General features: G+C 39.1%; 13 protein-coding genes. 8 read left to right on the plus strand and 5 right to left on the minus strand.

The genetic code is table 11. The features are described from left to right. Positions 1 to 33: 33 nt before the first annotated feature. From B3297_RS07445 to B3297_RS07455, 3 genes are all read left to right on the plus strand, one after another. The gene (locus tag B3297_RS07445; protein WP_070567677.1) at positions 34 to 624 is read left to right on the plus strand and encodes a phosphatase PAP2 family protein; all 591 of its coding nucleotides are present in this window, start codon (positions 34 to 36) and stop codon (positions 622 to 624) included. Positions 625 to 642: 18 nt separating this feature from the next. Next, positions 643 to 1,719, plus strand: a complete 1,077-nt coding sequence (locus tag B3297_RS07450; RefSeq protein WP_070567675.1) for a Gfo/Idh/MocA family protein — start codon at positions 643 to 645, stop codon at positions 1,717 to 1,719. Positions 1,720 to 1,854: 135 nt separating this feature from the next. Further along, positions 1,855 to 3,102 (plus strand): hypothetical protein, encoded by a 1,248-nt coding sequence (locus B3297_RS07455; protein WP_070567673.1) that lies wholly within the window; start codon positions 1,855 to 1,857, stop codon positions 3,100 to 3,102. Between the two features lie 93 nt (positions 3,103 to 3,195). Here B3297_RS07455 and B3297_RS07460 read toward each other — a convergent pair whose 3' ends face one another. Then, positions 3,196 to 3,819 (minus strand): 7-carboxy-7-deazaguanine synthase QueE, encoded by a 624-nt coding sequence (locus B3297_RS07460; RefSeq protein WP_046674459.1) that lies wholly within the window; start codon positions 3,817 to 3,819, stop codon positions 3,196 to 3,198. Between the two features lie 630 nt (positions 3,820 to 4,449). Here B3297_RS07460 and thrS point away from each other — a divergent pair. The 5 genes from thrS to B3297_RS07485 all read left to right on the plus strand — a co-directional run bounded on the left by thrS (position 4,450) and on the right by B3297_RS07485 (position 8,330). After that, positions 4,450 to 6,375 (plus strand): threonine--tRNA ligase, encoded by a 1,926-nt coding sequence (gene thrS / locus B3297_RS07465; RefSeq protein ID WP_070565657.1) that lies wholly within the window; start codon positions 4,450 to 4,452, stop codon positions 6,373 to 6,375. Positions 6,376 to 6,386: 11 nt separating this feature from the next. Beyond that, positions 6,387 to 6,947, plus strand: a complete 561-nt coding sequence (gene infC, locus B3297_RS07470; protein ID WP_083295912.1) for a translation initiation factor IF-3 — start codon at positions 6,387 to 6,389, stop codon at positions 6,945 to 6,947. 39 nt (positions 6,948 to 6,986) lie between these two features. Then, the gene (gene rpmI, locus B3297_RS07475) at positions 6,987 to 7,187 is read left to right on the plus strand and encodes a 50S ribosomal protein L35 (RefSeq protein ID WP_002993964.1); all 201 of its coding nucleotides are present in this window, start codon (positions 6,987 to 6,989) and stop codon (positions 7,185 to 7,187) included. A 98-nt stretch (positions 7,188 to 7,285) separates the two neighbouring features. Next, on the plus strand, positions 7,286 to 7,630 hold the full coding sequence (gene rplT / locus B3297_RS07480; RefSeq protein WP_046674462.1) for a 50S ribosomal protein L20: 345 nt from the start codon (positions 7,286 to 7,288) through the stop codon (positions 7,628 to 7,630). A gap of 250 nt (positions 7,631 to 7,880) precedes the next feature. Continuing rightward, positions 7,881 to 8,330 (plus strand): DUF3060 domain-containing protein, encoded by a 450-nt coding sequence (locus B3297_RS07485; protein WP_070565655.1) that lies wholly within the window; start codon positions 7,881 to 7,883, stop codon positions 8,328 to 8,330. Between the two features lie 70 nt (positions 8,331 to 8,400). Here B3297_RS07485 and B3297_RS07490 read toward each other — a convergent pair whose 3' ends face one another. The 4 genes from B3297_RS07490 to B3297_RS07505 all read right to left on the minus strand — a co-directional run bounded on the left by B3297_RS07490 (position 8,401) and on the right by B3297_RS07505 (position 13,975). Next, a complete protein-coding gene (locus tag B3297_RS07490; RefSeq protein WP_286778710.1) occupies positions 8,401 to 11,142 on the minus strand; it encodes a DUF3857 domain-containing protein in 2,742 nt (913 codons plus the stop codon). Between the two features lie 160 nt (positions 11,143 to 11,302). After that, complete coding sequence (gene rimK, locus B3297_RS07495; RefSeq protein WP_070565651.1) at positions 11,303 to 12,238, minus strand: 30S ribosomal protein S6--L-glutamate ligase; 936 nt, start codon at positions 12,236 to 12,238, stop codon at positions 11,303 to 11,305. A gap of 57 nt (positions 12,239 to 12,295) precedes the next feature. Further along, on the minus strand, positions 12,296 to 12,733 hold the full coding sequence (locus tag B3297_RS07500) for an ATP-dependent zinc protease (protein WP_070565649.1): 438 nt from the start codon (positions 12,731 to 12,733) through the stop codon (positions 12,296 to 12,298). A gap of 63 nt (positions 12,734 to 12,796) precedes the next feature. After that, positions 12,797 to 13,975 (minus strand): AIR synthase related protein, encoded by a 1,179-nt coding sequence (locus B3297_RS07505; RefSeq protein WP_115050721.1) that lies wholly within the window; start codon positions 13,973 to 13,975, stop codon positions 12,797 to 12,799. Positions 13,976 to 13,983 lie beyond the last annotated feature (8 nt).

Genomic DNA, 13,983 nt, shown 5'->3' on the forward strand with positions numbered 1-13,983 from the left:
AGGGAATGGTAAATTAGATCAATTATTTGTTAGATGAAAAGATTAGCTTTTATTTTTATTTGTTGGGTTAACTGTCTTTATGGCCCTGTTCTAGGACAAGAAAGTCCAGCGTCTACGTTAGATATCCGGATATTGGAGTCCATAGCTGAGACTCGGACAGCGCCACAAACACAAACATTTAAAGTGCTTTCTGATATCAATAACTATGTTCAGATAGCCGTTCCTGTTGGTTTACTGGTGGCAGGTGCGGTCAACGATGATAAGGCAATGCGTCAGAATGCCCTGTATGTCGCCAGTAGTACGGCTGTAACAGCGCTAGTGAATGTTGGTTTAAAACATATCTTTAAGCGAAGTAGGCCATTTAAAAAATATCCTAATTTCATATCGGTTCGTACAGCCGGTGGGTATTCCTTTCCCTCTGGTCATACGTCATCTGCTTTTGCTACGGCTTCTGCTTTGTCTCGAGCCTACTCGAAGTGGTACGTCGTTGCGCCATCCCTTTTATGGGCGAGTAGCGTGGGATATTCAAGGATGTATTTGGGCGTACATTTTCCCTCCGATGTATTAGCAGGAGCTGTACTAGGAACGGGAGCGGCCTTTGCTTTGGACGGATTAAAGAAATAATATAGCAATAGAAAAAAAATGATACAAGAGGTTATTAAAATATTGGTTGTTGGATGTGGAAATATGGGCGCATCTCATGCGAAGGCATATCACGATTTAGATGGCTTTCAAATTGTGGGTCTAGTAGCTCGCGGGGAGAGCAAAAGTAAACTGAATGAGCAATTGGGAGGTAACTATAAACTGTTTGAATCTTATGAGGATGCACTTCAGGAAACGAAACCGGATGCCGTTTGTATTGCGACCTATCCAGATACACATAAAGCGTATGCTATAAAAGCCTTTCAGGCTGGCGCTCATGTTTTTATTGAAAAGCCTTTAGCTGAAGACGTGATTTCGGCGCAGGAAGTCGTCGATGCAGCGCTGCAATACGATAAAAAATTGGTTGTTGGATATATTTTGAGGTATCATCCCTCCTGGATCAAATTTATTGAAATATCCAAAACAATGGGAAAGCCACTTGTTATGCGTATGAACCTGAATCAGCAGAGCCATGGGTATATGTGGGATGTGCATAAAAATCTGATGTCTAGTTTAAGTCCCATTGTTGACTGCGGAGTTCATTATATTGATGTCATGTGTCAAATGGTGGGGGCGAAGCCATTGTATGTATCTGCAATAGGTGCACGGTTAACCGATGAGATTCCTGCCTGGAACTACAACTACGGACAATTGCAGCTGCATTTTGAAGATGGGTCCGTAGGATGGTATGAAGCCGGATGGGGACCAATGGTCAGTCAAAACGCTTTTTTTGTAAAGGACGTTTTTGGACCTAAGGGCGCCGTTTCCATTATCGCAAACAAAGCAAGCGATGAAGGTAAATCGGATTCGGTAGCATCCCATACACAAACAGAAAGCCTTCGCGTACATTACGCCGATTTAGATTCGGCAAACGAATTTACGAAGGTCGATGAGTGGGTCAACTTATCTGATGAGCCTGATCATCAAGAATTATGTAATCGGGAGCAATTATTCTTTCTGCAGGCGATTGTAGATAATTTGGACCTTTCTGATTCGATGGAAGATGCTGTTAATAGTCTACGGATTGCTTTGGCATGTGACGAAGCGGTGAAAACAAAACAGATGATAAAATTGTAGTTCATTTTGCTTAGCGATCACGTTTTTACATTTTATGGAAATATGAAGAGAAAAAAGTAAATAAATAAAAAAATAGAGCAAAAGATAGGCTTTTTGGTCTGTCTTTTGTTATTTAGCTACATATTTATCATTCTTATGAATAATTTACTCAGCGTTGCACTATTATTTGGATTATCAATTTCGACAACTTATGCGCAAGATAAGCAATGGCAGATGGAGTTGGTGTTTAAAGGCGAAGTTTCACCTGAAAAATTTGAAAATGAAGTTCCGGAATTTGCAAAAGAGTTTTATGAGCCATTTTTGAAAGGAAAAATGGCTTATCGGAATGTGGAAATTTTAACAGATGCCGATTATTCTTCCACTGTCGTGAATCAAAAAGCACATGCTATTTTAAATCGAAAATTAGCAAAAACATATTCGTATTCGGTCGGTGATGATATTGTTACTGCCGAAGCATACAATCCAGCCTATAAGATTGTCAGTGCGAAGTTAGGGGAGTCGGAAGGTCCCTATGTGCAGCTGCAAGATATGGGCGAGATCGAATCGATAGCGGGAATTACCTGTAAGAAAGCAAAGTTATTTATAAAAAACAATGCCGATTCTGCAGTAGCAACGGTATGGTATTCGGAAGCGGTGCCTACTTATTATTTGACGGCATTTTCATTTATCAATGATTTGCCTGGAGGTGTGCTCAAATTGTCTTTGGGTGAGAACAATGATCTTGGTTTTGAAACAACGAAAGTCACCAATGTATCTTCTGCGGCAGATTTCGAGCTTCCCAAAAATGCAAAGGTGATTGATATCTCGGGGGGAGGTAATACGAGTGAGGGGGAAGATGTGAGTTTATTTGAAGATACTTTCCCATTGGATAAGTCACTTAAATGGACCATGGTCAAGGATAAAGATACCAATGATGAATATTATGGTATAAAAAACATGGCGGGAGAAGATGTGCTGCCTTGCTCTCTTTTCTCTTTAGCGTATTTTAATGAGCAGACTGCTATTGTTTCAGATAAGGATAATTATTTTTGGTTGTTGGATAAGAAGGGGGGGAAGGTAAATAAGGAAGGGTTTGACTGGCTTACGCCAGCAAATCAAAAACTTGCTATTTTTCAGAAGGATGGTAATTTTGGATTGGTTACACAGGAAGGGAAAGTTCTGCTTGACAAGAAGGAAAATATCAGTAAATTTTTAGACAATTATTTGATGTTCTCTGAAAATGGTAAAGTTGGATTGTTGGATGAAAATGGAAAGATTTTATTAAAGGCGACCTTATTATTTCTAGATGCTGATAATGCTGGAAATGTGCTGGTCCGGGAGAAGGAAGGTGAAGAAACGAAGACGCTAGACCTGGACACTTTTTTAAAAACCTATGTGAAGTGATTTAAATGACATGCATTAATATAGATTGATAAAAAAAGGCTTTCGATACTGTCGAAAGCCTTTTTTGTGTCTATTTAATCGTGCATTTCACTATTAAGGAATGTTTAAAAACTTATGTGTTTGTAGTGAAATATCCCATTTAGGGTTTTCTTTTACGTAATCAATAATAGAAGGCGTCATTTCTTTAGATTTCGACCATTCAGGTTGAAGGTATAATCTGCAGTTTGGCCCTACAAGTTGTGCATATTCTTCTCCCCAAGCGAAATCGCTTTTATTGAAAACGATAACTTTAAGTTCACCAGCAGCTTCTAACACATCTTTGCGTGGTGCTTTGAATTTTTTTGGAGATAAACATATCCAGTCCCATTCACCACTCAGAGGATATGCACCAGAGGTTTCAATAAACGTTTTAATCCCTGCCTCATGAAGCCCTTTTGTTAGGTAATCCAAATTATAAATAAGCGGTTCGCCACCCGTAATGACAACAGTTTTTGCCGGATATTTCTTTGCATTTTCGATAATCGAATCTGCGGCTGTAAGGGGGTGGATAGATGCATCCCAGCTTTCCTTTACATCGCACCAATGGCAGCCAACATCGCAACCACCCAATCGTATGAAATAAGCAGCAGTCCCGGTATGGTAGCCTTCTCCCTGAATCGTGTAAAATTCTTCCATTAGGGGTAATAGTGTTCCGTCTTCTGGTACTTGATTTGACATAGTTAAAATTTCAGTCTGCAAAGGTAGCAAATATTAATGAGATGCTCAATTTGTCCTGTTGCTTTTAAGTAGCTGCCCTGTCATTTTTTTATATATAGTAGCTGGTATAATCTGCTTTTATCCCTTTGTTTTTAGGTTCATGTTTAAACAAAGCACATAGTTTACTGCTACCATGCTATCAGCCTATACTATGTTTTCTATTAACAGTGAAACAACACTCTTTTTGTAGAGGTATAACAGGGGGTTAATAGGGATTTACCCCTGTTAACCCCCTGCAATTACCCTGTTAATATATAACCTGATTTTCATTAATTGTTGGGATGTACCTCGGTACCATAGAGCGATATTGTTGGTCAATAAGATCAGATTATCAATCCGTTTTAAACTGCAACGATGAGGATGTAAAGTGTGTAAAGCCAATGAAGTCGGCGTATTTGAACAGTGGAGAGGTGGGGAGCCTGTAAATGCCCTGAATAATGCGTTGAATAGCGCAAAAAACCTGTTATTTTATCAGAATTTTTACTAAATTTGTGTCACAATTTATTTATTGAAAACGTAAGTGTAATAACATAATTGTACATGTTGTTTTATGTTTTCTATTTTTTAACAATTTAAAGATCATAGTTGTAAATGATTAAAATTACACTACCGGATGGTTCCGTAAGAGAGTATCAAAAAGGAATCACTGCTGCAGAGATTGCGTTATCCATCTCAGAGGGGCTTGCAAGAAACGTTCTTGCTGCCGAAGTAAATGGCGAAGTGTGGGATTCTGCCCGTGCTATTGAAAATGATGCTACTGTTAAGTTATTAACCTGGAATGATACCAAAGGTAAATCCACTTTTTGGCATTCTTCAGCCCACTTACTGGCTGAGGCTTTGGAGGCATTGTATCCAGGGATTAAATTTGGTATTGGTCCCGCGATTGAAACCGGATTTTACTACGATGTTGATTTTGGTGATCGTGAATTCTCGTCTGATGACTTTAAAGCCATCGAAGACAAGATGCTGGAGCTGGCTAAACGGAAAGAAACATTTGAACGTAAAGCTGTTTCGAAATCGGATGCATTGGCTTACTTTACTGAAAAAGGAGATGAGTATAAGCTAGATTTAATCAAAGACTTGGAAGATGGAAAGATTACTTTCTACACGCAAGGGGAATTTACAGATTTATGTCGTGGCCCTCATATTCCAAATACTGGGTTTATTAAAGCGATTAAATTGACTAATGTTGCCGGTGCTTACTGGAGGGGTGATGAGTCTCGCAAACAGTTGACACGTATTTATGGTGTTACGTTCCCTAAGGCATCGGAGCTTACAGAGTATTTGAAATTTATAGAAGAGGCGAAAAAACGCGATCACCGTAAACTTGGGAAAGAGTTGGAACTTTTTGCTTTTTCTGAAAAAGTTGGTGCAGGTTTGCCACTTTGGTTGCCTAAAGGAGCTGCATTACGTCAAAAGCTGATAGACTTTTTGCAGAAAGCACAGTTAAACTCTGGGTATGAGCCTGTTGTTACGCCGCATATCGGGCATAAGCAGTTATATGTGACTTCTGGACACTATGAGAAATATGGCGCGGATTCATTTCAACCAATAAAGACTCCGATCGAAGGAGAAGAGTTTTTGTTAAAACCAATGAACTGTCCGCATCATTGTGAAATTTATAAAGTAAAACCACGCTCGTATAAGGACTTACCGGTTCGCTTTGCTGAGTTTGGTACTGTATATCGTTACGAGCAATCTGGTGAGCTTCACGGTTTGACAAGGGTTCGTGGGTTTACGCAAGATGATGCACATTTGTTTTGCCGTCCTGATCAGGTTAAAGATGAATTCAAAAAGGTAATAGACTTGGTTCTTTATGTATTTGGAGCGTTAGGCTTTAATGATTATACAGCACAAGTGTCATTACGTGATCCTGAAAACCGTACAAAATATATTGGTACTGACGAAAATTGGGCTTTGGCTGAGTCTGCGATTATTGAGGCTGCTGAAGAGAAAGGTTTACCGACAGTCGTGGAATATGGAGAGGCGGCTTTCTATGGTCCTAAGTTAGACTTTATGGTGAAGGATGCTTTAGGACGGAAGTGGCAATTGGGTACAATACAGGTCGATTATAATTTACCTGAGCGTTTTGAATTGGAATATACTGGAAGTGATAATATGAAACATCGTCCAGTAATGATTCACCGTGCACCTTTTGGATCTTTGGAGCGTTTTGTAGCTGTACTGATCGAACATTGTGCGGGACAATTCCCGTTATGGCTTGCACCTGAGCAATTTATCGTCTTGCCAGTGTCAGAAAAATACGAAGAATATGCGCAAAATGTTTTGAATTCGCTAAATAATTCCGATATTCGCGGACTGATAGACTTACGTGACGAGAAAGTGGGCAGAAAAATCAGAGACGCCGAAGTGAAAAAGCTTCCTTATATGTTGATTGTAGGGGAAAAAGAGGTGGAAAATGGCACAGTTTCTGTACGTAAACATGGCTCAGTGGAATTGGGAACAATGACTGCTGAGGCATTTAGAGATATATTAATTAAGGAAATAACCGTTTAATTTTTAAACATTTGGCATTAAAAAGACCCGGTGGTCCAAGACCACCAATGAGAAAGAAAGAACCAGATCACCGCATTAATGAGTTAATCAAGGTACCGGAGGTGCGCTTGGTAGGAGATAATGTGGAACAAGGAGTTTACCCTACGCGCAAAGCGTTAGAGTTGGCTGATGAGTTGGAACTTGATTTAGTGGAGATTTCGCCAAATGCTGTACCGCCGGTTTGTAAGATTATCGACTACAGTAAGTTTGTTTACGAACAGAAGAAGAAACAAAAGGAAATCAAAGCTAATGCAAAACAGACTGTTATTAAAGAAATCCGTTTCGGACCTAACTCTGGTGAGCATGATTTTGAGTTCAAATTGAAACATGCTATTAAGTTTCTAGAAAGTGGAGAGAAAGTTCGTGCTTATGTACACTTCAAAGGTCGTGCTATTGTACACAAGGATCAAGGTGAGATCTTGTTGTTACGCTTTGCTCAGGCTTTAGAGGATTACGGTAAGGTAGAGCTTTTACCGAAATTAGAAGGTAAACGCATGTTTTTAACAGTAGCTCCAAAGGCTCCTAAAAAATAATAAGAATTCTAACAGATTGATATAAAATTTATAAGTATTATGCCAAAAGTTAAAACCAATTCCAGCGCAAAGAAACGTTTCAAATTGACTGGAACAGGTAAAATTGCAAGAAAAAACGCTTTCAAAAGCCACATCTTGACAAAAAAGAGCACAAAACGTAAACGTAACTTAACACAAACAAGTTATGTATCTGATGGCGATATGGGCAACGTAAAACGTATGCTTGCCATCGGTAAATAAGTTTTATTCGATTTTATTAATAATAATTTTTTAACCGGGTACAAGGTTGTAAGTTCATTGAAATACATGACACCTTCTACCAAACTAATTTTAAAAATATGCCACGTTCGGTTAACGCAGTAGCTTCTAGAAGAAGACGCAAAAAAATCCTAGGCCTTGCAAAAGGTTACTTTGGATCACGTAGCAAAGTTTATACTATTGCTAAAAATACAGTAGAAAAAGGTTTACAATACGCTTACCGCGATCGTAAAACCAAAAAACGCGAGTTTAGAGCTTTATGGATTCAACGTATCAACGCTGGAGCTCGTCAACACGGAATTTCTTATTCCCAATTGATCGGTAAATTAAACGCTAAGAATATTGGTTTGAACCGTAAGGTTTTAGCTGACTTAGCTTTAAATAACCCAGAAGCTTTCAAAGCAGTTGTAGACGCAGTAAAATAGAGTTTTTAATCCGCTGTCAATTTGTTAGAGATATTAAAGGAGCCTGTTAGGCTCCTTTTTTTGTTGTAACGGATGCTGTATCTTTTTTGGGACGTTATGTTCCAAGTAAAACCAATACATGCTGTATTTCATTTTATTTCTTATTCCCCAATTATACTTTTGAGGCATTGACGTAGTATATTACAGCTCATATCCCTTTTAAATCTGAAATTAGGTTTGATTTTTGTTGAACTGTAGAAAATAGAGCATTATGAAACTAAGAACAATTACATTTGGATTTTCGCTTCTTTTGATCGGAAGCTTGGTTATAGCGGCCAAAGAGCCATTTTCCAAGGCTCTAACGAACGATGTGGTTAATCAACAGGGAAAAGTTATCTCGATTGAAGGGGTAAACAATAACCGTACAATAGAGGCCAAAGGAGGAGAGATCGTACAAATAGAAGGAGCTGACAATAAAGTTGTGATTCGTGGCAATGTGAGCAAATTGATTATTGAGGGGAAGGGGAATACAGTAACAGGCAATGACATCGCAACGGTAACGATAGAGGGAGCAGACAATAGGGTCAATATTGGTTCAGTAGAGACCGTTCAGATTGAGGGAGTCAAAAACCATGTCCATTATAAGTCTACGAAGAACAAATCTGGTCAGGTAAAAGTGTCTACTGAAGGCGCGGATAATATGGTGATGAAGATGAAATAATGTAAATCATATTTTCATAAAAAATGGTTTCGTATATTATTTACGAAACCATTTTTACGCGAGGTGGCAACTATGGTTTATCTGGATGATCCTCGGGATGACTGCTATTGGCTCTATCACCCTGGGATTGAAATTCCGCCTCAGCTTCGTTTTCTCTTTGTTTTGTAATTGAATAAAGCTTTAGAAAATCTTGATCAAAAGGATGAACTGTCGCAGCCTTCTGAATAATCTCATCGTTCTGATACGTCCGAATACAGGTGCCTTTTACACGTTCCGATTTATAGACGTAAGTTCCCCAAATACAGAAGAAAAAAATTGATTTTATAGTATCTTTATAATGTGTGAACAAGTCTTCTGTTTTATCAAAATAACTTTTGAACATAAGATGGGATACAATTCCATCAATAGTACAGAATACGGCCATAAATAGTGCAACCATAAAGAAGGTCTGAGCGAAAATATCGCGTTTCTTGACCAGCAAGATGCAGCTATAAATCAAACCCGCTAGTACCAATATATTACCGATTATTTCTAATAATAGTAAAGTTCTGTATAAAAAGGGGGAAACACCTTCCAGCTGATCTGCCGCCTGCCAAGTATTTAAATTAAAGAAGGACTGCTGGAAGAAAAATATACCGGATAGGGTCACTATATTTATAAATAGTACAATAAGCAGCACGATCATCCATCCGCCGATCTGATCGTGATAGATCTCGTCATAAGGTTTGATGATAAAAGCTCTGGTTTTATTATACTTTTTAACAATATACCAGATGATGGCTGGCACCAGAAGAACGAATAGGATTAATGAAAACCAATTAATTTCATTGACTGAAGAAGGGGTTCCTAAGCGAGGTATCCCATCTGTTACATATCCGTCATTGTCAAGATAAAAGCCATTATAAAAGATATCATCACGATCTGCAAAATCTGTATAATACTGTTTCAGGTCTTTTTGTTCGACAAAGGGTTCGTGGAAACTTAACGTGTATGAGAGCTTAATACTATCTTGATTTACTTCCAGTGTTTTACCGAAGACATACGCAGTCCTGTCAAAATAACTATTGTCCCTGTAATTACCAAATTCCTTTTTGCCTTTGTTGACAATATACATTTCGTAGGTTAGATCTGTTGGAAAAGAAAGGCTTAGGGGAGCAATACGATCCTCCATAATCTCTGGAAGCTTTTCATTGATATTTGTTCCCAACAAAGGAATATATTTTTTTGTAGATCCGCTTTCCTTCTTTCCAATGTTCTTTATTTTATACTTTTCGATGACCTCCACAATATTGTTCTCCATATCATCTTTGTATTGTATATGACCAGTTTTATTGATCTTGGGGTAGATCTTTGTATAATACTCTAAGTATTGCTTCTGTATGTCATTTTTGGCGCTACTTTGAAAATAACTGCGCATATCGTCCGCCTCATTTCCAACATAAGTTGTGTGGACATCCAGGGTAGCCTCAAATTTGCCTTCCAGTGTCAAGGTTTCCTTGACTTTAATATTGCCGGTAACATGCTGCGGTACGTCTGTAAGCTTTCCACTACCCATGGTGGAGAGTACTTTCCCATAAGCTGGGAAATACCTGTTTTTGATATCTCCACCCTGCTGAGTTATGGTGGGGTCAATATATTGGGAACGTCCACCAATATTAACTTCAATAACCATATGGTTGAAAGCATAGGGCGAGGGGAGCTCTTCCTGCAGGCCTCTATTCTTATAGGTATTGGCTAATACGAGTCCTACATCAATATTCTTGTTTTTGAGCATTGTAGCCAGCAGCATTGATTTATCCTTGCAATCGCCGTAGCGCTGGGAAAATACTTTTTCTGGAACATTTGCCCGGTGCGAATATTCTCCCATCTCAATACCCATATAACGTATCTCATTTTGTACAAAGTCGCAGGCTTTTTTCAGGTATGTATAGGGCTGTCCTTTGGACTCTTTCCAAAGTTGGTTGACGAAGGTTTGCAGTGTACTTGTCGTTGCTATTTGCGGGATGGGATTAATTTTACGGTTCCATTGATCAACTTCCTGCCAGGTATTGAATTCCGTGCATTGGATATATTTTAAAGGGCTGTACCATGACGGGCTATAATCTTCGTATTGAACCGTTTTGTCAGCCGTCAGCTCCCAGAAGAAATTTGTTGTATTTCCTGTTGACTGTTGCTGCACCTCAGGAGCGCCATTGAAACTCTTAAACTGAAGTTTGCGACCATTGGGTACAATATAGTTGAGATGGACCAGACCTGTAGGTTCATATCCCTGTAAGTAGTAGCTGTCGAAAAATTTCTGTTCAAATACTGGGTTTACACCTATTATTGAATAAGCAAATACAATCTTGTCGTCTTTACGTAAATCCTCCAAAACATAATGGGCCATTTGACTTCCGTTGTAGATAGATCTCGAAAGCTCTGTTTCGGAGGCAAGGAGCTTAAATTTTGCTTGCGGTAGTAGATTAATATCCTTGCCGTTGCGAATAACCTTTAGCTCATGTAGTTGAAGTTTTTGAAAATGCGGGTCAAAGGTTACCTGAATTTGCCCCAGATTTTCGATTCCAGTCTGATCAAATAGAACTTTTATGTCCTTATAATATTTTGTTTGGGTAGCCAAGTTTATTTGATGTTCGATTAGCTCATAGTAATATCCATCACTAATATCATCCAAATTTGGCTTTATGGCCTTTTTTGTAGTGGGCCGGAGCCAAGTTGGCGATGCCGTCTTTTGGATAGTTGTTTGGCTAAAAGACCAGGAAAATGCAGCTAGTACGAGTACAAAGGCAAATAGAAGATGGCTAAATCTTTTCATTAATTCATAATTTAGCCTAAGATAAGTAAAAATTGGAAGCAACGGTAGGCGAATTTAAGGAGTATTGGAAATTCGGCTTTAGTTGAGTCTAGGTTATCTAGCAACTAAAAAGGGTTGTCCGTATATACGAACAACCCTTTTAGTTGCTAATCCGGTAATTTTATAATTTACTTTCTCTTTTTTTCTTTTTCTTAACGACTTTAGGCATTTGAGCTTGCTTTGCTTCATATTGTCTCTCAATATATTGTATAATTTCTGAGGCAATATCTTTTTTTGTCGCTTTCTCGATGCCTTCCAAACCAGGAGATGAGTTTACTTCCAGTACTAAAGGGCCTCTGTCAGAAGGAATCATATCTACACCACAAACCGTAAGTCCTAGCTGTGCCGCAGCCGCAATTGCTGTTTCTCTTTCAGCTTTACTTAACCGGATAATCTGAGCGGTGCCACCCCGATGGATATTTGATCTAAACTCACCCTCTTTCGCCGTGCGTTTCATCGCTCCAACAACTTTGCCGTCAACCACGAATGCACGAATATCAGAGCCTTTAGACTCTTTGATGAACTCTTGGATCAGGATGTTATTGCCCAGGCCGTAGAACGCTTCTATAACAGAAGAGGCCGCTTTTTTGGTTTCGGCAAGTACAACACCGATACCTTGGGTTCCCTCGAGTAGTTTAATGACTAAAGGAGCTCCACCTACCATACTGATGAGATCGTCCACATCGGAGGCTGTGCGTGCAAATCCTGTAATCGGGAGTCCGATACCTGCCCCGGATAAAATCTGTAGGCATCTCAATTTGTCTCGGGAACGCGTAATGGCTTGACTGGGATTCGCGGAAATGACATCCATCACCTCAAATTGTCTAACGATAGCAGATCCATAGAATGTTACTGATGCTCCTATCCGGGGAATAATGGCATCAATATCACTGAGATCCTGTCCTTTATAATGAATACTGGGTTTACCTTGTTGAATGCCTACATAACATTTGCTGTGATCGATGACAACACATTCGTGTCCTCTTTGTTGTGCGGCTTCTACGAGACGACGAGTTGAGTATAAACTCTTTACTGTCGATAATACGGCAATTTTCACGATTTGTATATTGAATATATTTTGTGCTAAGATAACAAAATAGCTTGGCTAATTGTTTTATTTTACCAGGGTCTTCGTCGACAGATTTTCTTTGGAAACATCGACCAAAAATCTTTTGTTTAAGAAATTTTTACCCAACAGCATAGGATAGGTCATTTGTGATCTATTTCTAAAGGAGATCTTAATGCTAAATACCTGGTTATATAATGTTGCTGTTGTGCGGATATAGTAACGCTTTTCTTCTTGGCCAAAAGAACTTTTCACGAGTTTTGTCCTATAGAGTTTTAACTTCAGTGTTTTTGTTTCTTTTGTCCCAAAATTTGTTATAAGTTCACAGATAATCCAATCCTGACCATCTTCCTTAACGATCTCGTACGAATTGCAATGTAGTACCGATGAAGCAGCACCGGTATCGACTTTTGCTTCTATACCATATATTCCCAATTCAGGTAAATCAAGGGTCTCTTTCCAGCCCACAAGAAGTTTCTCTTTCATTTATACCAAATTGAAAAAATAGCCCTGTCGCCTGTATAAGCAGGGGACAGGGATGAAAATCTTTTATTCGTAGATAAATTCTCCGTAAGGAGAGGTTATAGTAACTTTTTTAGCAGTAGATTCTTCCACGCGACCTATGATTTGAGCCGGAATGCCAAACGACTCTGAAATAGCAATGATATCCGATGCAATTGACTCCGGTACATATAATTCCATACGATGTCCCATATTAAATACTTTGTACATTTCTTTCCAGTCTGTATTGGATTCTTTCTGTATTAATTCAAAAAGAGGTGGGATCGGGAAAAGATTATCTTTGATGACATGCACATTATCAACGAAGTGTAAAACCTTTGTTTGCGCTCCACCTGAGCAATGCACCATTCCGTCGATTTGTGAACGATACTTGTCCAGTATTTGTTTGATAACAGGCGCATAAGTACGCGTCGCCGAAAGAACAAGCTTACCCGCAGTTATTTTTTCTCCTGTTTCAACTTCGATTTCATTGGTGAGGTCCTGGCTTCCAGCGAAAACTAGTTCGTAAGGAACAGCTGGATCATACGCTTCAGGATATTTTTCAGCTACTTTTTTGTTAAATACATCATGACGTGCAGAAGTTAGTCCATTGGAACCCATTCCGCCATTGTACGTCTGTTCATAGGTTGCTTTTCCATTCGATGCCAATCCAACAATTACATTGCCACCTTTGATGCGATGATTTGAAATGACGTCTTCACGTTTCATACGACAGGTCACCGTACTATCAACAATGATGGTGCGAACAAGGTCGCCAACGTCGGCCGTTTCACCTCCTGTAGAATAGATGCCAATTCCCAAATCCCGAAGTTCAGATAGAATCTCTTCTGTGCCATTGATGATTTCTGCGATCACCTCTCCAGGAATAAGATTTTTATTTCTGCCAATCGTTGAGGATAAAAGAATGTTATCGATGGCTCCCACGCAAAGCAAGTCGTCAATATTCATGATAATTGCATCCTGTGCTATACCTTTCCACACTGAAATATCACCGGTTTCCTTCCAGTATACATAAGCCAATGAAGATTTGGTACCAGCACCATCCGCATGCATAATATTACACCAGTCTGGATCTCCACCCAAAATATCTGGAATTATTTTGCAAAATGCTTTGGGAAACAGACCCTTATCTATATTTTTTATCGCATTGTGCACATCCTCTTTCCCTGCGGATACGCCTCGTTGATTGTATTTTAAATCTGACATCTTAGGGC

It is taken from the genome of Sphingobacterium sp. UBA3519, assembly GCF_002377215.1.
In the GTDB taxonomy this organism is placed as follows: Bacteria; Bacteroidota; Bacteroidia; order Sphingobacteriales; family Sphingobacteriaceae; genus Sphingobacterium; species Sphingobacterium multivorum.

Coding starts and splice junctions, on each gene's coding strand:
- B3297_RS07455 (WP_070567673.1), top strand. CDS start 1,855: ATGAATAATTTACTCAGCGTTGCACTATTATTTGGATTATCAATTTCG.
- rplT (WP_046674462.1), top strand. CDS start 7,286: ATGCCACGTTCGGTTAACGCAGTAGCTTCTAGAAGAAGACGCAAAAAA.
- thrS (WP_070565657.1), top strand. CDS start 4,450: ATGATTAAAATTACACTACCGGATGGTTCCGTAAGAGAGTATCAAAAA.
- B3297_RS07490 (WP_286778710.1), bottom strand. CDS start 11,142: ATGAAAAGATTTAGCCATCTTCTATTTGCCTTTGTACTCGTACTAGCT.
- B3297_RS07485 (WP_070565655.1), top strand. CDS start 7,881: ATGAAACTAAGAACAATTACATTTGGATTTTCGCTTCTTTTGATCGGA.
- B3297_RS07500 (WP_070565649.1), bottom strand. CDS start 12,733: ATGAAAGAGAAACTTCTTGTGGGCTGGAAAGAGACCCTTGATTTACCT.
- B3297_RS07450 (WP_070567675.1), top strand. CDS start 643: ATGATACAAGAGGTTATTAAAATATTGGTTGTTGGATGTGGAAATATG.
- rpmI (WP_002993964.1), top strand. CDS start 6,987: ATGCCAAAAGTTAAAACCAATTCCAGCGCAAAGAAACGTTTCAAATTG.
- B3297_RS07460 (WP_046674459.1), bottom strand. CDS start 3,819: ATGTCAAATCAAGTACCAGAAGACGGAACACTATTACCCCTAATGGAA.
- B3297_RS07505 (WP_115050721.1), bottom strand. CDS start 13,975: ATGTCAGATTTAAAATACAATCAACGAGGCGTATCCGCAGGGAAAGAG.
- B3297_RS07445 (WP_070567677.1), top strand. CDS start 34: ATGAAAAGATTAGCTTTTATTTTTATTTGTTGGGTTAACTGTCTTTAT.